This is a genomic window from Alcanivorax sp. DSM 26293, from assembly GCF_900107995.1.
GTDB lineage: Bacteria > Pseudomonadota > Gammaproteobacteria > Pseudomonadales > Alcanivoracaceae > Alcanivorax.
On record NZ_FNUM01000002.1, the window covers coordinates 270,865 to 291,881 of the forward strand.

Annotated in this window: 20 protein-coding genes; 9 read left to right on the top strand and 11 right to left on the bottom strand. The window is 59.7% G+C overall.

Going from position 1 to position 21,017, the window contains the following annotated elements:
• Window positions 1-288 precede the first annotated feature (288 nt).
• Window positions 289-1,467, bottom strand: coding sequence for a VWA domain-containing protein (locus tag C4S63_RS04790; RefSeq protein ID WP_062816019.1), 1,179 nt, complete (start codon window positions 1,465-1,467; stop codon window positions 289-291).
• Window positions 1,468-1,485: 18 nt separating this feature from the next.
• Window positions 1,486-2,328: a MoxR family ATPase gene (locus C4S63_RS04795; protein WP_103916865.1), complete on the bottom strand. Its 843-nt coding sequence runs from the start codon at window positions 2,326-2,328 to the stop codon at window positions 1,486-1,488.
• A 263-nt stretch (window positions 2,329-2,591) separates the two neighbouring features.
• Between C4S63_RS04795 and C4S63_RS04800 the strand changes: the two genes are divergently transcribed.
• Complete coding sequence (locus C4S63_RS04800) at window positions 2,592-3,308, top strand: 16S rRNA (uracil(1498)-N(3))-methyltransferase (RefSeq protein ID WP_103916866.1); 717 nt, start codon at window positions 2,592-2,594, stop codon at window positions 3,306-3,308.
• A gap of 96 nt (window positions 3,309-3,404) precedes the next feature.
• On the opposite strand, the gene rluB is transcribed toward C4S63_RS04800, so the two are convergent.
• The 6 genes from rluB to C4S63_RS04830 all read right to left on the bottom strand — a co-directional run bounded on the left by rluB (window position 3,405) and on the right by C4S63_RS04830 (window position 9,057).
• Window positions 3,405-4,250 (bottom strand): 23S rRNA pseudouridine(2605) synthase RluB, encoded by an 846-nt coding sequence (gene rluB, locus C4S63_RS04805; RefSeq protein WP_062816022.1) that lies wholly within the window; start codon window positions 4,248-4,250, stop codon window positions 3,405-3,407.
• Window positions 4,243-5,172 carry an SMC-Scp complex subunit ScpB gene (gene scpB, locus C4S63_RS04810; RefSeq protein WP_103916867.1) on the bottom strand — a complete coding sequence of 310 codons (930 nt, stop codon included), beginning with the start codon at window positions 5,170-5,172 and terminating at the stop codon, window positions 4,243-4,245. The genes rluB and scpB overlap by 8 nt, the downstream gene beginning before the upstream one ends.
• Before the next feature lie 2 nt (window positions 5,173-5,174).
• On the bottom strand, window positions 5,175-6,113 hold the full coding sequence (locus C4S63_RS04815; protein WP_062816024.1) for a ScpA family protein: 939 nt from the start codon (window positions 6,111-6,113) through the stop codon (window positions 5,175-5,177).
• 28 nt (window positions 6,114-6,141) lie between these two features.
• Window positions 6,142-7,356, bottom strand: coding sequence for a tryptophan--tRNA ligase (locus C4S63_RS04820; protein ID WP_103916868.1), 1,215 nt, complete (start codon window positions 7,354-7,356; stop codon window positions 6,142-6,144).
• Between the two features lie 154 nt (window positions 7,357-7,510).
• On the bottom strand, window positions 7,511-8,134 hold the full coding sequence (locus tag C4S63_RS04825; RefSeq protein ID WP_063509324.1) for an L-threonylcarbamoyladenylate synthase: 624 nt from the start codon (window positions 8,132-8,134) through the stop codon (window positions 7,511-7,513).
• A 101-nt stretch (window positions 8,135-8,235) separates the two neighbouring features.
• The gene (locus C4S63_RS04830) at window positions 8,236-9,057 is read right to left on the bottom strand and encodes a PHP domain-containing protein (RefSeq protein ID WP_255361690.1); all 822 of its coding nucleotides are present in this window, start codon (window positions 9,055-9,057) and stop codon (window positions 8,236-8,238) included.
• 193 nt (window positions 9,058-9,250) lie between these two features.
• Here C4S63_RS04830 and C4S63_RS04835 point away from each other — a divergent pair, with 193 nt between their 5' ends.
• The 6 genes from C4S63_RS04835 to C4S63_RS04860 all read left to right on the top strand — a co-directional run bounded on the left by C4S63_RS04835 (window position 9,251) and on the right by C4S63_RS04860 (window position 15,261).
• Window positions 9,251-9,985 (top strand): VC0807 family protein, encoded by a 735-nt coding sequence (locus C4S63_RS04835; RefSeq protein WP_062816028.1) that lies wholly within the window; start codon window positions 9,251-9,253, stop codon window positions 9,983-9,985.
• A gap of 23 nt (window positions 9,986-10,008) precedes the next feature.
• Window positions 10,009-10,308, top strand: a complete 300-nt coding sequence (locus tag C4S63_RS04840) for a YciI family protein (RefSeq protein ID WP_062816029.1) — start codon at window positions 10,009-10,011, stop codon at window positions 10,306-10,308.
• Between the two features lie 132 nt (window positions 10,309-10,440).
• Window positions 10,441-11,103, top strand: a complete 663-nt coding sequence (locus tag C4S63_RS04845) for a TIGR04211 family SH3 domain-containing protein (RefSeq protein WP_063509333.1) — start codon at window positions 10,441-10,443, stop codon at window positions 11,101-11,103.
• A 170-nt stretch (window positions 11,104-11,273) separates the two neighbouring features.
• Entirely contained in the window at window positions 11,274-12,164 is an 891-nt protein-coding gene (locus tag C4S63_RS04850) for an acyltransferase (protein ID WP_063509326.1), read from the top strand.
• Between the two features lie 63 nt (window positions 12,165-12,227).
• Window positions 12,228-14,792: a DUF349 domain-containing protein gene (locus C4S63_RS04855; RefSeq protein ID WP_103916869.1), complete on the top strand. Its 2,565-nt coding sequence runs from the start codon at window positions 12,228-12,230 to the stop codon at window positions 14,790-14,792.
• Complete coding sequence (locus C4S63_RS04860) at window positions 14,785-15,261, top strand: DUF4442 domain-containing protein (protein WP_103916870.1); 477 nt, start codon at window positions 14,785-14,787, stop codon at window positions 15,259-15,261. Before C4S63_RS04855 ends, C4S63_RS04860 begins: the two co-directional genes overlap by 8 nt.
• 21 nt (window positions 15,262-15,282) lie before the next feature.
• Here the strand turns inward: C4S63_RS04860 and C4S63_RS04865 are convergent, their stop codons facing one another.
• Both C4S63_RS04865 and C4S63_RS04870 read right to left on the bottom strand, forming a co-directional pair.
• Window positions 15,283-15,897, bottom strand: coding sequence for a DUF924 family protein (locus C4S63_RS04865; RefSeq protein ID WP_103916871.1), 615 nt, complete (start codon window positions 15,895-15,897; stop codon window positions 15,283-15,285).
• Complete coding sequence (locus C4S63_RS04870; protein ID WP_103916872.1) at window positions 15,890-16,525, bottom strand: arylesterase; 636 nt, start codon at window positions 16,523-16,525, stop codon at window positions 15,890-15,892. The genes C4S63_RS04865 and C4S63_RS04870 overlap by 8 nt, the downstream gene beginning before the upstream one ends.
• Here C4S63_RS04870 and C4S63_RS04875 point away from each other — a divergent pair.
• Both C4S63_RS04875 and C4S63_RS04880 read left to right on the top strand, forming a co-directional pair.
• Window positions 16,524-17,201: an ABC transporter ATP-binding protein gene (locus C4S63_RS04875; RefSeq protein ID WP_103916873.1), complete on the top strand. Its 678-nt coding sequence runs from the start codon at window positions 16,524-16,526 to the stop codon at window positions 17,199-17,201. The two genes, C4S63_RS04870 and C4S63_RS04875, sit on opposite strands and share 2 nt — an antisense overlap.
• Window positions 17,194-19,611: an ABC transporter permease gene (locus C4S63_RS04880; RefSeq protein WP_103916874.1), complete on the top strand. Its 2,418-nt coding sequence runs from the start codon at window positions 17,194-17,196 to the stop codon at window positions 19,609-19,611. Before C4S63_RS04875 ends, C4S63_RS04880 begins: the two co-directional genes overlap by 8 nt.
• Window positions 19,612-19,628: 17 nt before the next feature.
• On the opposite strand, the gene C4S63_RS04885 is transcribed toward C4S63_RS04880, so the two are convergent.
• Window positions 19,629-20,834, bottom strand: coding sequence for a multidrug effflux MFS transporter (locus C4S63_RS04885; RefSeq protein ID WP_103916875.1), 1,206 nt, complete (start codon window positions 20,832-20,834; stop codon window positions 19,629-19,631).
• Window positions 20,835-21,017 lie beyond the last annotated feature (183 nt).

Below are 21,017 nucleotides of genomic sequence, written 5' to 3' on the forward strand. Positions count from 1 at the left end.
CAATTTCTCCTGAAGTCCACCGGATCACGGTGGGCGTTCAATGTGTTGCTTCAACGTCCCGGGCTTCCGTGCCTTGTGGGCTGTCCGGGGCGGTAAAACACGAAAGGCGCGGAGGATACGGATCTCAATCGCGGTTCGCTACTAGACGAAATGTTTATTTCGGCAAAATCTTGTTCTGGGCGGACGGATGGAATGCAGGTTTTTGCGGGATGGGTCGTCAAGGAACCTGCCTGTCGCCGAACCCGACGATGTCGGCGCGACGGCAGGCAGTTTTCTGTCAGCGGTCTATTACTTGCTCAAATAACGCATGGCCTTTTCCAGGCCTTCGATGGTGAGCGGGTACATCTTGTGTTCACTGAGCTGCTTGATCCATTGGGTGGAGGTGGTCATCTGCCAGGCCCGCTCCGGTTCCGGGTTGAGCCAGGCCACTTTCTCGTAGGTTTCCATGACGCGCTGGAACCAGACGGCCCCGGCCTCCTCGTTCCAGTGCTCCACGCTACCGCCCACGGAATTGACTTCGTAGGGACTCATGGCCGCATCGCCGACAAAAATCACCTTGTAGTCGCTGCCGTACTTGTGCAGCACGTCCCAGGTGGAAATCTTCTCGTCCCAGCGACGGCGGTTGTCCTTCCACACATATTCATAAATGAAGTTGTGGAAGTAGAAATACTCCATGTGCTTGAACTCCAGCCGGGCGGCGGAGAACAGCTCTTCGCAGAGTTTGATATAGGGGTCCATTGAGCCGCCCACATCAAAGAAGATCAGCACTTTGACCCGGTTTTCCTTCTGCGGACGCATCTTGATGTCGAGCAGACCCGCATTGCGCGCAGTGGAGCGGATGGTGTCATCCATATCCAGCTCTTCTTCGCGCCCGGTGCGGGCAAACTTGCGCAAACGACGCAGGGCCAGCTTGATGTTGCGCGTGCCCAGTTCCACGGAATCGTCCAGGTTGCGGAATTCCCGCTTTTCCCAAACTTTCACCGCCCGCTTGTTGCGGGACGGGCCGACCATGCGCACGCCCTCAGGGTTGGCGCCGTAGCCGCCAAACGGGCTGGTGCCACCGGTACCGACCCACTTGTTGCCGCCCTGGTGCCGTTTTTCCTGCTCTTCGAGCCGCTTGCGCAGCTCGTCCATGATTTTTTCCAGGCTACCCAGGCCCTTGAGTTTCTCGAACTCTTCCGGGCTCAGGTTCTTCTCCAGCTCCTTGCGCAGCCACTCATCCGGAATCACCTTGTTGAGCCAGTCCGGCTCCAGGTTTTCCAGCCCTTCGAAGTAATTGGCAAAGGCCTGATCGAAGCGGTCATAGAACTTTTCGTCCTTGACCATCACCGCCCGGCTGAGCAAGTAGAAATCCTCAACAGAACCGAAGGCCACATGGGCCTGCAGGGCATCAAAGAGGTCCAGCAGCTCACGCAGGGTCACCGGGACCCGGTAGCGGCGCAGATTTTCGAAGAAACCAATCAGCATAATCAGTCAGCGCTGCGGTTAGCTTTCGCGACGGTTCATGAACGCCAGGCGCTCAAGCAGCTGGACGTCCGACTCGTTTTTCAGCAACGCGCCATAAAGCGGCGGCACGGCACTCTTGGTATCCCGGTTACGCAGGATATCCGCCGGAATATCGTCGGCCATGAGTAGCTTGAGCCAATCGATCAGCTCACTGGTGGACGGCTTCTTCTTCAGCCCGGGCACCTTGCGCAGGTCGAAGAAGATTTCCAGGGCCTCGGTGACCAGGTTCTTTTTGATCTCCGGGAAATGCACATCCACGATGGCCTGCATGGTCTGGGCATCGGGGAAATTGATGTAATGGAAGAAGCAGCGACGCAGGAAGGCGTCAGGCAGCTCTTTCTCGTTGTTGGAGGTGATGATCACGATCGGGCGCTGCTCGGCGCGGATGGTTTCCCCGGTCTCGTAGACGAAGAACTCCATGCGATCCAGTTCCTGCAGAAGGTCATTGGGGAACTCGATGTCGGCCTTGTCGATCTCGTCGATCAGCAGCACCACCTGGCCGTCATGGGTAAAGGCTTCCCACAGCTTGCCTTTTTTCAGGTAGTTGGACACATCTTCCACCCCTTCGGCGCCGAGCTGGGAGTCACGCAGGCGCGACACCGCATCGTACTCGTACAGGCCCTGCTGGGCCTTGGTGGTGGATTTGATATTCCAGGACAGCAGTGGCAGGCCCAGGGACTCGGCCACCTGTTCTGCCAACAGGGTCTTGCCGGTACCCGGCTCACCCTTGATCAGCAACGGGCGCTTGAGGGCGATCGCTGCGTTAACGGCCATTTTCAGGTCGTCGGTGGCCACATATTGGTCAGTACCCTGAAACTGCATGAAACTCTCCACACTAAACAGTTAATCGAACGGGTGAACGGGCGGCACACTCTACCAGCGCCCCGAAGACGTCGCCAGTTACCAGCAGGCCAATCCCCTTTCAACGCAGGATCCCGCCTGCAGGCGATATGACAGAGGGGCAATTTAGCAAGGCTGCCACCACCCGCAAAGGGCGAGAACAGCCAAGTAAACAGCGATTTGCGTCACTATGCGGTGAGGAATTGAGGGCGGATTAGCGCCCAGGCTGTGCCATAATCCGCCCCATGAACCTGCTGCTGCTACACCCTCATCAATATCTTCACGACAATCTCTGGTGCCTGGACGAGCGCCAGGGTCGTCATGTGCGCGATATTCTGGGGTTGGCAGAGGGAGACACTTTCCGGGCAGGCATTCTCGATGGCGGCGTGGGAATGGCACGGGTAGAGTCAATTAAAAACAATGAGATAACGATTTTATTTAATGTAGAGTCTCATCCGACTCCTGCCCCATCGCTTTCCCTTTTGCTGGCCCTGCCCCGGCCAAAGATGCTCAAACGCATCCTCATCGACGCCACCAGTCTGGGCATCAAACGTATTGTGCTGATCAATAGCTGGAAGGTGGACAAGAGCTACTGGCAAACCCCGAATCTGAAGGCCGGCCTGCTCCGGGAAAAGATGCTGCTCGGGCTGGAACAGGCCCGGGACACGTCCCTGCCCGAACTGATCCTGGCGCCGCGCTTCAAACCCTTCGTGGAAGATGAGCTGGACCGCTGGGCCGGGCCCGGCCGGCGTCTGCTTGCCCATCCCGGCGACTTCCCGGCCATGCCCTGTGATCTGAGTGAGCCTGTCACTCTGGCCATCGGCCCGGAGGGCGGCTGGACTGACTACGAAGTGGAAATGCTGCAGCGGCAGGGATTTGCCTGCCACAGCTTCGGGACGCGAATTCTCAGAGTGGAGACTGCGCTGCCCGCGCTGGTCGGACGCTTGATGAGGCTGCCGTAGGAGCGCCGCTCACTGTGCTCTGCGGGTGTGAGGCGCGAACCCCGATTGGCACAATTCGGCGATTCGCGCCTCGAGAGGCGCTCCTACAGGTGCAACTTAACGGCGGTAAGGGCCGCGGGCCTTGCGGGGCGGTTTGCTGCCGGTACGCTGATGGCGCAGGCGGGCACGGCCGTAGAGGCCGGTGTATTTCTTGCCCTTCAGCTCCACCTTGCCGATCAGGGCCTGGATTTGCTCGGCTTCCAGTTCCATCCAGCGGCCCTGACGCAGCTGTGGCGGCAGTGTCAGATCGCCAAAGCGAATTCGCATCAGTCGGGCCACATCCAGATCCTGGGACTGGAACAGACGGCGCACTTCCCGGTATTTACCCCCGGTCAGCGTCACCTTGTACCAGTGGTTGGCGCCCTCTTCCGCGCCGCCGGCATCTTCGATGCTGTCGAATTTGGACACACCATCTTCGAGCAACACGCCATCGAGCATGGCCTGGCGCTTTTCCGGGGTCATGCCGCCACGGACGCGCACTGCGTACTCACGGACGAAGCCATTGGACGGGTGCATCAGGCGATGCGCCAACTCCCCGTCGGTGGTGAACAGCAGCAGCCCGGTGGTATTGATGTCCAGACGCCCTACCTGCACCCAGCGCATGCCCTGCAGGCGTGGCAGATTATCAAACACCGTGGGGCGTCCTTCCGGATCGTTGCGCGAACACACTTCGCCGGGTGGCTTGTGGTACATGATCACGCGCTGAACAATGTCTTCTTCCGGCTTCACTTTAATAATCCTGCCATCCACACGTAGGGTGTCGTCATTGCCAACCCTGTCACCCAGGGTTGCCACTGTGCCGTTCACCGAAACCCGGCCATCGGCAATCCATTTTTCCAGCTCCCGACGGGAGCCAAGGCCGGCTCTCGCCAGCACTTTCTGCAATTTTTCAGTCTCACTCATGACGGGTCTGGCTGTCCTCTGCATTCTCGTTCGCAGCGGCATCGGTGCCGTCAGCGTCATTATCGGGGTCATTGTCAGCCGGTTCTGCCTGGTCGGCCGCAGCGTCTTCAGCCGGGCTCTCCGAATCATCCCTGTCGGCAGACGGTTTGCGGCGGAACTCCTGCTCAAAGCTGCTCAGCACCGAATCCACCTTGTCCATGCTCATCAGGGTGGCGTCGTCAATTTCCGGTTCCTGCTCGAGCCCCGGGAAAGCCTCCTGATCGCCCGGCAGCCGGGCTTCGCGTTCGCCTTCCAGCATGCCATGGCCGTCCTCCCCTTCCGGGGCCTCGTCCATATCCCCGGGGGCCGCATTGGCGGGAGGTACATCGCTGAGGGCCAGCTCCTCGTTGATCTTGTCCAGATCACGAATCTCTGACAGCGGGGGCAGGTCTTCCAGGCTCTTCAGATCAAAGTAGTCGAGAAACTGTTTGGTGGTGGCAAACATGGCCGGCCGGCCCGGTACATCCCGGTGGCCCACCACGCGTACCCAGTTTCGCTCCAGCAAACTCTTGACGATATGCGAGCTTACCGAAACACCACGAATTTCTTCGATTTCGCCACGGGTAATAGGCTGGCGATAGGCAATCAGTGCCAGGGTTTCCAGAATCGCCCGACTGTATCGCGGCGGCTTCTCCTGCCACAGCCGGCTGACCCACTGCCCCAGTTCCGGGCGAGCCTGAAAACGGAAACCGGAGGCCACTTCCTTCAGAAAGATGCCGCGGTCTGCATAGGCCGCATCGATATCTTCCAGGTATTTACCCAGATCCTGCTTGCTGGGACGATCCTCCTCGTCAAACAGGGACAGGATGGCATCCCGGTCCAGCGGGCCTTCCGCCACCAGGATGGCGGCCTCAATAATTTTTTTTATCTGCTCAGCTTCCACGCTTACCCCTTGGTTCCGTCATGGGCATCGGTTTCATCATCCACGCCGTCATCGGGTTCGTCTTCCAGTTCCAGTTGAGCCAGCACGTCGGATTCTTCCAGCACCAGGGTCTTCGCCTTCACATGAATCGGGGCAAAAGGCCCGTTTTGCACCAGCTCGATCAGGCTGCCTTTAACCAGCTCCAGGGTGGCCAGGAATGTGACCACCACACCAAGGCGCCCTTCTTCCGGGTTAAACAACTCCACGAAAGGCACAAAATCGCGGCCCTTGAGTTTGTCCAGGACGTTGGCCATCCGCTCCCGGGTCGACAGCTTCTCGCGGGACACCTGGTGGCTCTCGAACATATCCGCCCGGTGCATCACCTCTTTCAGAGCCAACAGCAGCTCGCGCATATCCACGTCCGGCTGCGCCTTTTCGCGGGTAAACTCCGGGCGCTTTGCTTCGGCGGGGAAGATATCCCTTTCCAGCCTTGGCAGCTCGTCAATGTCTTCTGCTGCCTGCTTGAAACGCTCGTATTCCTGCAGACGACGAATCAGCTCAGCCCGCGGATCGTGCTCTTCATCCTCCTCGTCATCCTTCTGACGGGGCAGCAGCATCCGCGACTTGATCTCACCGAGCATGGCGGCCATCACCAGGTATTCCGCCGCAAGCTCGAAGTTCATCGCCTTCATCAGCTCCACGTATTCCATGTACTGGGTGGTAATGGTGGAGACGGGAATATCGAGAATGTCCAGGTTCTGGCGCTTGATCAGGTACAGCAGCAGATCCAGGGGGCCTTCGAACGCTTCCAGGAAGACTTCCAGTGCATCCGGAGGAATGTACAGATCGTCCGGCAGCTTGGTGATGGCCTTGCCATACATCAGGCCAAACGGCATCTCAGCCTGGCTGGGATGCAGCGGCTTCATGACGGGTGTGGCTGTGGGTTCTGCCGGTTCAGTCATGTCTCTCTCCCGAGTGCGCAGCTGCGCCTCAGCGGTAATTGAGCCCCATGGCGGCACGGACTTCTTCCAGGGTGGCGCGGGCAGCCTCGCGGGCTTCTTCGCAACCTTCAGCGACCAGGGTACGGACCAGATCCGGGTTGCGCAGGTGTTCTTCGGCGCGCTTGCGGATCGGTTCCAGCTCTTCCTGAACCGCTTCGATGACCGGCTTCTTGCAGTCCAGACAACCGATACCGGCACTGGTGCAGCCCTCTTTCACCCACTGACGGGTGTTGTCATCGGAATAGACCATATGGAACTGCCATACCGGGCAGTTATCCGGGTTGCCCGGGTCGGTACGGCGAACCCGGGCCGGGTCGGTCGGCATGCGACGAATCTTGCTGTCGATATCCGCCTCTTCCTCACGCATGGTGATGAAGTTGCCGTAGGACTTGGACATTTTCTGCCCATCCAGGCCGGGCATCTTGGAGGCCGGTGTCAGCAGGGCCTGGGGTTCCGGCAGGATCACCTTGCCGCCGCCCTCCAGATCGCCCATCAATCGTTCCTTGTCACCCAGGGTGATGTTCTGCTGGCTTTCCACCAGGGCGCGGGCGGTTTCCAGGGAGGATTCATCGCCTTTTTCCTGGTACTGACGACGGTGGGTCAGGTAGACCTTTGCCTGTTTCTTGCCCATTTTCTTGATGGCGGCATCCACGGCTTCCTCGAAGCCCGGCTCACGGCCATAGAGGTGATTGAAACGGCGCGCCACTTCCCGCGTGAGCTCCACATGGGCCACCTGATCAGCACCGACCGGTACCTGACCGGCCCGGTAAGCCAGAATGTCGGCGGATTGCAGCAGCGGATAGCCCAGAAACCCATAGGTGCTGAGGTCTTTCTCGCGCAGCTTTTCCTGCTGATCTTTATAGGTAGGCACCCGTTCCAGCCAGGACAGGGGGGTCATCATGGACAGCAACAGATGCAACTCTGCGTGCTCCGGTACCTGACTCTGGATAAACAGGGTGGCGGAACCGGGGTTCACACCGGCGGCCAGCCAGTCGATCACCAGATCCCAGACGTGCTGTTCGATCTTGTGCGGGTTTTCGTATTCGGTGGTGAGTCCGTGCCAGTCTGCCACGAAGAAAAAGCACTCGTACTCGTGCTGCAGACGCGCCCAGTTCTTCAGCACGCCATGGTAATGACCCAGATGCAGACGGCCGGTGGCGCGCATGCCTGAAACAACTCGCTGGGAGGGAACCACGGAACTCAAAGCCTACTCCTTAACAAACCCGACGATCCGTGCGCTGCCATTGGCAAGGCACGGAGGAAAGCCCGGGATTATACGGTGAACCGGGCCATCAGGGACAGTGGCAAGCGGGCTCTTTACGGCAGTCCGGGCAAAAGATAACCAGTCACGGCGATGATCAGTAAATACTGTCCACCGGCCCTGCCCCTTCACGCACCACTTCGGGGCCATCGCCATCGGCCAGCGAGATGACGGTGGTTTCGGTGACACCACAGAAGCCCCCGTCAATGACCAGGTCCACCTGCCCCTGCAGGAAATCACGGACATCCTGGGGATCGGTGAGAGGAAATTCATCATTGGGCAGATGGCAGGTCGACGTCATGATCGGCTCGCCATGCTCGGCCAGCAACGCCTGGCAGATGGGATGATCCGGCACCCGGATACCGATATTGCGCTTCTTCGGGTCCATCAGCCGCCGTGGCACCTCGGTAGTGCCCTTGAGAATGAAGGTATAGGGGCCCGGCGTGTGGGACTTGAGCAAACGGTAATCCGGGTTTTCCACCTTGGCATAGATGGCCAGCGCGGACAGGTCATGACACAACAGGGTGAACTGGTGCTTCTTGTCCAGCTGCCGCAGGCGGATCAGCCGATCCAGCGCATTCTTTTCGCCGATACCGCAGCCCAGCGCGTAGGTGGTATCCGTCGGGTAGGCGATCAGCCCGCCGTTGCGAATCACATCCACAGCTTGCCGGATAAGGCGAGGCTGGGGTGTTTCAGGATGGATATAGAGGATTTCGGTCATAACTTCAGTTGATAGTTGATAATTGACAGTTGACAGCTAACGCCAAAACATTGCCGCAACCTATTGTTTTAGCTGTCAACTGTTCACTATTAACTGTTAACTCAAGCCAGCCTCCCTTCCCACACCGGCCTGGCCCCCTTCGGCACCGGCGGCAATCGCCCCAGGGCCAGCCATTTCTGCTCTGGTGAGTGAAAGTCCGACCCGGCGGACACCTGCAAATCAAAGTGCTGCCAGCACTCATCCAGCAACGCGGTCTGTTGCGGGGACAGTCCCGGCATGGCGACTTCCAGGCCATCGCCGCCGGCCTCCTTGAAGCTGGCAAGAAACTGGCGCAGTTTCTTGCGGGTCATGCCATAGGCTTGCGGGTGGGCCAGCACCGCCGAGCCCCCTGCGGCATGGATATCCGCAATGGCCTCATGCAGCGAACACCAGGGCGTTGCCACAAACGCGGATTGGCCCTGCTTGAGGTAACGGTTAAAGGCATGTCGCTGGTTGCGCACCCTGCCCGCCTCCTCCAGAAACCGGGCAAACAAGGGGCGACCCGGGGCATCGGTGCCTGCCAGCTCGCAGGTGCGTTCATAGCTATTGGCCAGCGTGGCAGCCCGGTCCAGACGACGGCCTATCTCCCGGGCACGATTGACCCGTGCGGCCTGCTGGGCAGCCACCCTTTCCTGCAGCTGGGCGCAATCGGTATCCAGCCATAGCCCCAACACATGATACTCACGGTTTTCGTGTCGCACGGACAGCTCGATCCCGTTCACCAGCCTGATGCCATGCTGGCGAGCAGCCTCATCCGCCTCCGGCAGTCCTGCCAGAGTATCGTGGTCGGTCAGAGCCAGGCAGGTCACTCCGTAGTCTGCAGCCCTCGACACCAGCGCTGCAGGGCTTAGAATACCGTCGGACGCCGTGCTGTGACTGTGCAAGTCGATTGTATGGTTACAGGAGATAGCCAGATCCTCTCAGGGTTCTTGATGTTTCTGCTATGACGCCAAATCCGCCAAATGGCCCGGAAAGGTCGGCGGATCACTGGGCCAAGGCGCAGGGTAGCATTTTTGTCCCCGTTACCGGCATTTTTAACGGCGCCAGGCCGCCCCCATCGATCAAACGGAATCAGCAATGACCGACAGCGATACCCCCGAACAGACCCGCAAACCCACTGCGCCGGCGAAACAGGAAAGCCTGCTGGCCAATCTGCTGATCAACATCATCATTCCTGCCCTGATCCTGGCGAAACTCTCCGGGGACGACTGGCTGGGCACCAAATGGGCCATTGTGGTCGCATTGGCATTCCCCCTGCTCTATGGCCTGCGGGACTTTCTCAAGACCGGCAGGGCCAATTTTTTCTCCGGGCTCGGCATTATCAGCATTCTGCTGACCGGTGGCATCAGCCTGATGGAGCTGGACGCCAAATACATTGCGATCAAGGAAGCAGCCATTCCGGCGCTACTGGGTTTTGCGACGATTGTATCCCTGCGCACGCGTTGGCCATTGGTGAAAACGTTCCTCTACAACGACAAGGTGCTCGATACCGAGAAAATTGCGTCCCGACTGGCCGAGAACAATAGCGTGTCCGCCTTCGAGCAAACCCTGAAACAGGCCTCCTGGATGGTGGCCGCCTCGTTTTTTCTGTCCTCGGTGCTGAATTACTTCCTGGCCATGCTGATACTGACCAGCCCTCCCGGCACCGAAGCCTTCAACGCTGAACTCGGCAAGATGACAGCCCTGAGTTACCCGGTTATTGTCTTGCCCTCCATGATTGTACTGATCCTCGCCATGGTCTTTCTGTTTCGCCGCATCGGCAAACTCACCGGCCTGAAGCTGGAAGAGATCATGGCCGCACACCACCGCTAACCCCCAAACGAAAGAGCGAAACCATGCTGTACGCGATTATCAGTGAGGATGTGGCCAATTCCCTTCCCTTGCGCAAACAGGCCCGGGCGGACCACCTGGCCCGCCTGGAAAGCCTGAAAGAACAAGGGCGACTTATTCTCGCCGGCCCGCACCCGGCCATCGACAGTAACGATCCCGGCGACGCCGGTTTTACCGGATCGCTGGTCGTGGCCGAATTCCCGTCCCTGGAAGCGGCCCAGCAATGGGCTGATGCGGACCCCTACATTGCTGCCGGTGTGTATGCCGGCGTCACGGTAAAACCGTTCAAGAAGGTGCTGCCCTGAGCTGATGGCGGGCAGATTGCCATTTTTTACAAAGACACCACGGCCCACAGCGCGAAATGTGATTATGGTAGCGCCGCAACCCTGATGACTTCTTTAGACTGCGCGGCCTGATACGAAGGAGTAATGACCCCCATGCTCGCAAGACTGGTTTGTTTCCTGGCAATAATGGTAGCCAGCCATACGGCGGTTGCCTCGACTGCCTGGGTGGATGACAGTATTTATGTGCCCATTCGCTCATCCGCCAACCCGGCTGGACGAATCCTGCACCGGGGTATCAAGAGCGGTACCCGCATTGAGTTTCTCGGTTTTGACGGGGACTGGGCGAAGATCCGCTACAAGGACATTGAAGGCTACATCGGCAAGCAATACCTGAGCCAGAGCCCCACCGCCGAGATCCTGCTGGAACGGGCCAATCAGGCCAGCGAACAGGCCAAGGCGGAAGCGGCCAAACTTCGGACCCAGCTGGCAGAGCTAAAAGGTCAGCACCAGGCCCTTTCCGAACAGTCATCCGAACTGAAGAATGCCCTCAGCGCCCGCAGTAATGAACTGGAGCAACTGCAGGACGTGGCCTCGGATCCGATCCGCCTGGACCAGGCCAACCGTCGCCTCAACGAGGAGCTGAGCCTGCTTCGATCCGAGCTGGATCAGGTCAAGGGCGAGAATGTGATGCTCCGCAACAACAATACCTCCCAGCAATGGATCACCGGGGTCGGCATTCTGCTGCTTGGCCTGATTGCCGGCATGATCATGCGCTCCCGTTCCGGGCGCCGTCGCAATAGTGGTTGGGCCAACTGACCCCTGCCCCCGCAATCCTGATAAAGGCCATGCCATACCCGCATGGCCTTTTTTATGCATAAACGGTCCAACACCCTGTATTTTCGGCAAAAATGACCGAAACGGACACGGGACATGCCCACAGCCTTTGGGTAGCATGCGTGTTTACCCTGATATTGATGACGACAGTTATGACTCTCTGGCACAAGATTCGTGGCGCACTGGCCCTGCTGGGCATCCTGGTCAACACCCTGCTTCTCTGCCTGCCGCTTTACTTTTTTGCCCTGCTGCGCCTGGTCCTGCGCGGGGAAAAAGCCCAGGTGGTTTTGTCTAGAATCCTGGTGTTCATCGCCGAAACCTGGATCGGCATCAATAACGCCATTATCGGCCTGACCAGTCAGGTGAAATGGAACATCACTGGCATGGAGAGCCTGGACCGGGATCAATGGTACCTGGTCACCTGCAACCACCAGTCCTGGGCCGATATTCTCGTGCTGCAGCGCATTTCCAACCGCCGTATTCCGTTCCTGAAGTTTTTCCTCAAGCAGGAACTGATCAAGGTCCCCCTGCTGGGACTGGCCTGGTGGGCGCTGGACTTCCCCTTTATGAAGCGCTTCAGCAAGGCGGAAATTGAAAAGAACCCGTCGCTTAAGGGCAAGGACCTGGAAACCACCCGCAAGGCCTGCGAGAAATTTGCCTACTTTCCCACCTCGGTGATGAACTTTTTTGAAGGCACCCGCTTCGACGCGGAAAAACATGCCAAGCAACAATCCCCCTATAAACACCTGCTCAAACCCAAGGCCGGCGGCGCCGCCTTTACCCTCAATGCCATGTCAGGACATTTGCGAAATTTGCTTGATGTGACCATTATTTACCCCCCGGAGGCTCCTCGCTCTCTGCTGGCTTTTCTCGGCGGCGCCATGAACGACATCGACGTGATCGTTCAACAGCGTGTTATTCCTGCCTGGGCCTCGGAAGGCGACTATGAATCGGACCCGGAATTCCGCGCCCGATTCCAGCAATGGATTGGCGAGCTCTGGGCGGAAAAGGATGCCTTACTGACTTCGAAAATGGACCGATAAGCCAGAGTTCGGCATATCGGCCCACAAAAAACAGGGACCCGGGAAGCACCCGGGCGAGACATTATGTTTGGCCGATTTCTGAAACCACGCTGGCAGCACGCCAATCCCGATATACGGCTGAAGGCCGTCGAGCAACTTTCCCCCAGTGATGACGAGGCCACCCTGGCCCGCCTCGCCCGGGGGGATTCCAATTCCCTGGTGCGAGCCGCTGCCAGTGGTCGGATTACCGATTTTTCCCTGCTGGATGAAATCCATCAGCGTGATGAGGAGCCCTCCGTGCGCGAGGCCGCCTCACTACGCATCATGGCGTTACTGGCCGGCACCGCCGAAGGCGCTCCCAACAGTGAAACCCGGTTGCGATTGATCCGCCTCACCGGCAACCGGGACGCTCTGGCCTATATTGCCCGCAACAGCCCCGAGGAAATGTGCCAACAGGCCGCCATCGAGCGCCTGGACGATGACAGCCTGCTGTTCGAACTGGCGCTGGAGAGCAAGACAGAAACCCTGCGTCTGGAGGCTGCCCAGCAACTGCGCAGCCTGTCCCTGCTCAAGCGTCTGAGCCGCGAAGGCCGCGATAAACGCGTGACCCGGCTGGCCAGGGAACAAGCCAGGGCGTTGCAGGAAAAAATTCAGCTGGAAGAAGCCGAATCCGCACGGGTGGCCCAACTGGCCGATCGACTGGAACAACATGCCCGCCGTTCAGTGGATGCGCTGTATGGCCCGCGCCTGGAACAATTTGAGCAACAGTGGCAGGAAAGCCGTAACCGGGCGACACCGGACCTGGCCGAGCGGGTGCAACAGGCCCTGCAACACTGCCGGCATCAACTGGCGACCCTGCAGGAAGAAACCCATCGCCAGGCATTGGCAGATACCGCCCGTGCAGAGCGCGAGGCCGCCGCTCACAACCTGTATCAACTCCTCAGCCACACCGAACCGCAAGCCTGGGAAGCTCAACTCGGCGAATTGCGCTCTGCCCTGGCCACCCAGAAACGGCGCTGGGACAGCGCCAATGAGCAAGCGCCAGCGCCTGACAATGACCGGCAGGCCTTCGACGACCTGGTGAGCGCTTTCGAGCGCATGTTGAGCCTGGCTACGGAGATTCTCGACGCACGGGATGATCCCGCTCGTCTGCGCAGCCTGTCAGAACAGTGGCCGACGGGATATCCCAAGCCGCCCTTGCTGAGTGCACTGGCAACAGAACCCCGCGAAGAGAAGCCCGCTTCCGCTCCCGGCCGGCCGACGGCCAGTCCCCATCAAGGGCTGCTGGTTGCCCTGAAACGGGAACTCCGTGAAGGCAACCTGCGCCATGCCAATCGTCTCTGGCACAAGGCCCAGGCCATTGTCGAGGAAGGCGATGATCCGGCGCTGGCCAACCAGCTGAAGAAGCTGGAATCCCGACGCGCCGAACTGCAGGACTGGCACCGGTTTGCTGCTGAGCCCAAGAAAGTCTCGCTGTGTGAATCCATGGAAGCCCTTGCCGACAGCGCCATGGATGCCCCGCAACTGGCATCGGCCATCCAGGCGCTTCATGACGAATGGCGGGCCCTGATGAGTTCTGATCAGGATGAGGACCAGGCCCTCTGGGACCGGTTCAAGGCCGCCTCCGATCGCGCCTATGAGCCCTGCAAGGCCCATTTCGCCGAACAGGACGCACTGCGCCAGCAGAATCTGGAAAAGCGCCGCCAGCTTTGCGAACAGCTGGAAGGTTTTATCAGTGCCCAGGACTGGAGCCGGGCAGACTGGCAAGGCATCTGGCAAATCCGCCAACAGGCACCGAAGGACTGGAAGGCCATCCAGCCGGTGCGGTTCACCGATGCCCGGGAGGTGCAGAAACGCTTCTCCGCCATCCTTTCTGACCTGGATGACAAGTTGAAAGACTATGTGGAACAGGCGGAAGCGGCCCGGCAAGCCCTGATCGACCAAGCGGCAGCGCTGACCGAGCAGACCGATGTGGGTGAAGCTACCCGCCAGGCCCAGCAACTGCAGAAACAATGGCGAGACACGCCATGGCTGCCACCGGCTCAGCACCGTGCCGGGCAAAAGCAGTTCAAGAAAATCATGGATGGCCTGTTTGCGGAGCGCAATCGTCAGCACGCCGAGCGCAAGGCGGAACAGGAGGCCCGTTCGCAGGAGGCACAGGGTGCCGTTGAACACCTGCAAATCAGCCTGGATGCCCCTTTCTCAACAGATGGCGCCGACGATCTGAAGGACGCCTTACGCGCTGTTGAGCAATTCCACAGCGCCGCCCTGCCCCAATCACTCAACCGCCAGGCCCAGCAACTGCGCCGTCGCGCCCGGGAAAGGCTTGATCGCCAGTCTGAATGGGAAAACTGGCAAATGCTGCAACAGAAGGTGGAAAACCTTGCCGAGGTGACTGAGTGTGGCGAAGCGTCACTGACACTGGCGGTGGCCTTCGAAGCGTTGGCCGGGGTGCCCAGCCCTGAAGCCGAGCGTCAGCGGCGCCTTCAGTGGCAACTGGAGACATTGCCGTCGGCAATGAAGCAGCAGGAATTTGCCGCCCTGGATGAGATGAGCCGTCTACTGAAAGCCCACGACCAACCCGTCTCTACTGCTGTGCGTAACCGCCTTCATCAGGCCCTGGCCGTGCTGGAGCCCGGCAGTGAGTAATTTTCTCACCCGTTTCGCCCGCACGCCAAGAGGCCTGCGCTGGTTTCTCAACTTATACGGGCCTTATCTCGGGGCCGGCGTGCGGGTGGATTTCCTGGCTGAGGATTTCCGCGAATTGAGGGTGTCCATGGGGTTGCACTGGTACAACCGCAACTACGTGGGCACCCATTTTGGCGGCAGCCTTTATTCCATGGTGGACCCGTTCTACATGCTCATGGTGATGAACGTGCTGGGTCGAGACTATATCGTCTGGGACAAGGCCGCAGAGATTGATTTTATCAAACCGGGCACAGGACGGGTCCACGCGCACTTCCAGCTAACTGATGTCATGCTGGACGATATCCAGCGACATACCGCTGATGGCAACAAATACCTGCCCTGCTGGCCGGTGACCATCGTCAATGACGATGGCGAGACCGTGGCACAAATCAACAAGACTCTCTATATCCGCAAGAAGCCCCGGACCTGATCCCTCGCATGGCGTTTCCAATTACTGTCCGAAGCCCCCTGATTTTTCCAGATAAGCAAGCTCTTCAGACGTGCTTTCCCGCCCCAGCGCCTTGTTGCGATGGGGGAAGCGCCCGAAGCGGCTAATCAGCTCCCGATGCTGCCTGGCGGCATTGACGCTGCTGCGAACCGAGTCGCGACAGGAAGCGGGTGCGCGCTCCAGCAAGTCGGTCATGCTCTTCAGGCAGAGATCCTGAAGATCTTCATCTTCGGCATGCATCAGTGGCATCAGAAAGAACACCTGGTTACACAAGGGCAGCTTGCTGTGCATCTGCCTGGAGACACCCTCCACTGCCAGCGTGGCTGCCCGGTGATCGCCAGCAAACGCTTTTCCCTGGCCTCGATCGATATGGCGGGTGAACTGATCCAGTAGCAGAATCAGGGCCAGGCGCGACTGGGGCTGGCGCTCCCAGTCCACCAGTTCCTGCTGCAGAGCCGCCTCCACCCAGGCGCCGAAGCGGTGCTCAATCTCCGCATCATCCCCGGCGCTGGCCCGAAACCATTTCCGGGTCACCGATGACGCCGGCCAATCCTGGCTCAGGCCATCCTCAAACCAGTAATCCAGTACCTCCTGCCAGGGTGGCGTCAGCTCAAACATCCTCGTCCCCTTTGCCGTTGCCGCACCGTGCGGGCAACACCGGTTCAAGCACGGAAACCGCATGGCGCTTCAACAATGGCTGCGCCTCTTCGGTGGGATGAATTCCGTCTTTCTGCAACCAGCCCTTTTCTACCACGCCCTCAAGGAAAAACGGGAACAATGGCACCTGTTTGTCGTCGGATACCTGACGGAACTGTTGTTCGAACAGGCGGGTATACTGTTGCCCGTAATTGGGGGGTATCCGCATGCCCAGCAGCACAGGCGTCGCATTGGCCGCACGGCTTTTCTCGATCATCTGTGTCAGATTGTTCGCCATGGCCACCGGGGACAGGCCGCGCAGTCCATCATTACCGCCCAGCTCAATGATCACGATGTCTGGCGAATGCGTGTCCAGCAGGGCCTCAAGGCGACTATTACCCCCGGCGGTGGTTTCTCCACTGACCGAGGCATTGATCACGGGGAAATCACGGCAGCGCTGTTCCAGTTCTTTCTCCAACAGGGCGACCCAGCCGGCGGATTTTTCAATCCCGTAGGCCGCGCTGATACTATCGCCAAGCACCAGCAAGCCACCGGCCTGCACCGACAACGACGTTATTGCCAGAACTGTCACTAAAAGAAGCCGAATCATGAATACAAAGTCTCCCGTATTGAGCGCCCGAAACCTTGGCAAACGTGTCCTGGGACCAGAGGGCGGACTGGACCTGTTGCAGGATATCACGCTGACCGTGAATGCCGGTGATAGTCTGGCCATCACCGGGCCGTCAGGTTCCGGCAAGTCGACATTGCTTTCCCTGTTGGCCGGCCTGGATGTGCCCACCCGTGGCGAGGTGCTGCTGGCAGACACCCCCTTCAGCAGTGGCAGTGAAGATCAACGTGCACGCCTGCGCGGCGAGCATTGCGGCTTTGTCTTTCAGCATTTCCAGTTGGTGGCGGATCTTACCGCCCAGGAGAATGTGATGCTGCCGCTGGAAATTCTTGGCCGTGACAAGGCCCGCGATACCGCCCGACATTGGTTGGGCCAGGTGGGACTGGGCAAGCGTTGCCACCACTTCCCCGCCCAACTGTCAGGCGGTGAACAGCAGCGAGTAGCCCTGGCCCGGGCCTTCGCGGTCGCCCCTTCCTTGCTGTTTGCTGATGAACCCACGGGAAGCCTGGATTATGCCAACGGCGAGCACGTGGCAGACCTGCTGTTTTCCCTGAACCGGGAACAGGGCACCGCCCTGGTGCTGGTCACCCACGACCAGACCCTGGCTCGCCGTTGCAGTCGAGCTATGTCGCTGGTGGAGGGCCGTCTCGGTGTTTAAACCCTGGCGTTCCCCCGCATTCCGCGTGCAGGCACTGGCCGTGCTGGTGGCAGCCTTTGCCATGACCGCCATGCTGATCCTGCGCGACACCGTGGACCAACGATTCAATCAGCGAACCGCCGTGGCCCTGGGGGCGGACCTGATCCTGGAAGGCAGTCGTTTTCCGAAACCGGAACAACGGCAATGGCTGGCAAACGCGGAAGGCACCCGCCAGGCCGAGAGCGTGACGTTTTCCAGCGTACTGATCCATGACGAGCGATTTTTGCTGGCCAGTATCCGTGCGGTTTCCGCCGGCTTCCCCTTGTATGGGGAAATCCGCATCAGTGACAGCCGATTCGCTGACCCGTATCCGGTGAGCCACGGCCCGAAACCCGGCCATGTCTGGATTGCCGGCACCGGACTGGACCGTCTGGGCATGCAAACCGGGGAGTTCATCACCCTGGGCGAGCGCAGCCTGTTGATCGACAAGGTAATTGTCCAGGAACCGGACCAGCAGGCCGGTTTCTACAGCATGAACCCCCGCGCCCTGATCCATCTTGATGATCTGCAGGATGCGGGCGTACTGGGTGAAGGCAGCCGCTACCGACACAACCTGCTGGTCGCGGCGGATGATGCCACTCGCCAGCAGCTGGAGGATCGTCTGACCCCGGCGCTGCGCCCGGACCAGGAACTGGAAACCGTGGCCAATACCGACCTGCGCACCCGCGGTCCGGTGGAACAGCTTTTCCTGTGGTCGCAACTGGCGGTAATGTTGGTGGTATTACTTTGCGCGGCAGCCATTTACCTGACCTCAAGCCACCGGGCGCGACACCAGCAAACCCTCTGCGCGGTGATGAAAACCGTGGGCGCCAGCCAGGGCGCCATCGTACGCCGTTTGTTGGGCGGGGATGCCCTGGCATTGTTGATCCCGGCTCTGGTCGGCATCGCGCTGGCCGCTGCCACTGGGCTTTACCTGATCGCCCTGATGGGCGGCAATATGGCATTTCCCGCCATGGCGCCGCTGCTGGGTATCATCGGCCCGGTACTGCTTTGGATGGGATTTGCCGCCCCCACACTGTGGGCGCATCTGGGGTTGCCGGCCACCGCCCTGCTGCAACAACGGGAAAACTCGCCTGGCCGCCAGCGCTGGACCCTGTTGATCGCGTTGCTGACTCCGGTTCCGATTGCGGCCATGATGAGCGGCTCACTGACCGCGTTGTGGCCCCTGCTGTTGCTGACCTTCGCCATCGCAGTGGGACTGCCATTGCTGCTCTGGCCGCTGGTGTCCCTGCTGGATCGTGCCAGCGGCAAGTTGCCACTGGCAGCCCGCCTTGCCTTGCGACGGCTGAGTCGCCGGAAGGCCACCACCCTGCCCCTGCTTGCCGCCCTGGTGGTATCCCTGGCCGTGTTATCCATGTCCATACAGACCGGTCGGCAGCTGTTGAGCGACTGGCGATCCACCCTGCCCGAGAACGCCCCCAACTATTTTGTCATCAACCTGTTCGATCAGGATCTGGCCCCGTTCAAAGACTGGCTGGCGGCACATAACAGCGACAGCCAGCCGCTCTACCCGGTGGTACGTGCCCGGTTGACGGCGGTTAATGGTGAACCGGTTCGTGAGGCGGTGACCAAAGAGCAGGGCCGGGGCGAGCGAGCATTGAATCGGGACCTGTCACTGACCGAAGCTGACGCCTTGCCGGATAGCAACCTCATGCAGGAAGGTCGCTGGGCCGACAACCCCGGCGAGGTCACAGTGGAAAGCAAGCTGGCCGAATCCCTGGGGCTGAAGGTAGGCGACCGGCTGACTTTTACCGGTGCTGCCACCCCCATCAACGCGGAAGTGGTGGGCTTGCGGGACGTGGACTGGGAGAGTTTTGCCCCCAACTTCTACTTTATGTTTGCCCCCGGCACCCTGGAGGCGCAAAGCCGCACCTGGATCACCAGTTTTTATCTGCCACCGGAGAAAAGCAAAACCCTTGGCAGTCTGGTACAGCAATTCCCTCAGATCAGCTTGCTGGATGTGAATGCGATTCTGGCCACGCTGCAAGAGATTGTGACCCAGGCCAGTCGAGCCGCGTTCTTCGTCGGTCTGCTGCTGATGCTGGCAGCCCTGCTGGTGCTTGCGGCGGCATTGCTGGCCAGTGCCGATCAGATGCGTAAGGACAACCATCTGCTGATCGTCATCGGTGCCCGTCAGCGTCTATTGCGTCGCACCGCGGCTCTGCAGGCCCTGTTCCTGATCGGTGGGGCCGCATTGCTGGCCAATCTGATTCACTTTGGCTCACTGTTTCCTCTGGGGCAGAGGTTGTTTGATGGGCAGTTGCCATTGAGTCTCTGGTTGCTGCTGCCCTGGGCTGTCACCCTGGTACTGGTGCTGGCGGCCCAGATCGCGCCACCACTGCAGCCCGCCCCCCGGGGAGGAAAAGCCTGACTGGACACCCCCTAGCTCTAGGTGTTCGGGGAGGCTGGGTGCTCCGCCCCCTTCCTCAGCCAGAGGAAAACGATGAGCGCGGTGATGCTACTGCCTGCCATCAGCATGGTCATGGGGACCGGGGTGCCATCATGCCAGGCACCCAGCACGGTGCCGATTAGGCCAGCCAACAGAAATTGCAGGGTGCCGTTGAGGCCGGTCGCCGCCCCGCTATCACGATCGAACAGGCTCAGAAAACTGGCAATACCGTTGGGAATCACCAAAGCCACCATGCCCGCGGTCACCATGATCAATGGCACCACAGCCCACAGCACCAGAGTGTCTGTCAGCGTCAGCACCAACAAGGCCACTCCCGCCAACGCTTGCAGGATCAAACCCGCACGCATGATGTCGGCGCTGGCATAACGGCGCAGCAGGATCACATTCAAGCGGTTCAGACCCAGCATGGTCACCACATTGGCGCCGAAAAAGAGTGGAAACTGCTCCGGGCTGATACCGAAATAATCCATGTACAAAAAGGCCGCATCGGTAATGAAGACGAACAGGGCGGAAAATGCCAGCCCGTTGGCAAGAATGAATCCCATGGCCGGGCGATTGCGCAGCACCCGCCCATAGGCATGGAACAACCGATGCCACAGGGTTTCACTGTCCTGACGGGGTGGCACCGTGGGCAGGGGAAAACGCACCAGCAGCATCAGCAGTGCCCCGTAGCCTGCCAGCATGAAAAAAATGCTCTGCCAACCCGCCAGATTGAGTAACGCCACGCCCACTGCCGGGGCCACCAGGGGGGCAATCAACATCACCAGGCCGATACTGGTCAGCACGCCGGCGGCCTGCTGGCCGGTAAAATGGTCCCGCACCGACGCAGCAGCAATCACCACCGAGGCGCCGCCACCCACCGCCTGCAGAAAGCGCAGGACATACAGCGCCTGAATATCCGCACTGAACGGAATCATCAGGCTGGAGCTGATAAACAACAGCAGACCTGCATAAGCCACCGGCTTTCGCCCGAAGTGATCCGACAAGGGCCCGCCTAGCCACTGGCCCAGCGCCACGCCCAGCACATAAACACTCACCGAAATCTCCACATCATGAATCGGCACGGCGAAATGTTCGGACATGGCGAGTAGCGCAGGAAGATAGGTGTCAATGGCCAGCGGCCCCAGAGCAACCAGGGTACCGAGCAGAAGCGCCAGTCGGCGCGGGGAAATTCGGGCTTGCATGCGATGTCCAGTCAGGCAGTAAGAGCGCGATGGTAACGCATGTCAAAGCCAGGTTCAGTGATTTTCTGAACCGGATTCAAGTATGCTTATGAAAAACGGGTTGCGGCCACCGGGATGTCCTGTGACCATTAGCCGCTTTGGTGGGCCTGGCACGAGTCTCACCGTTGGGGCGAAAAACCGCGA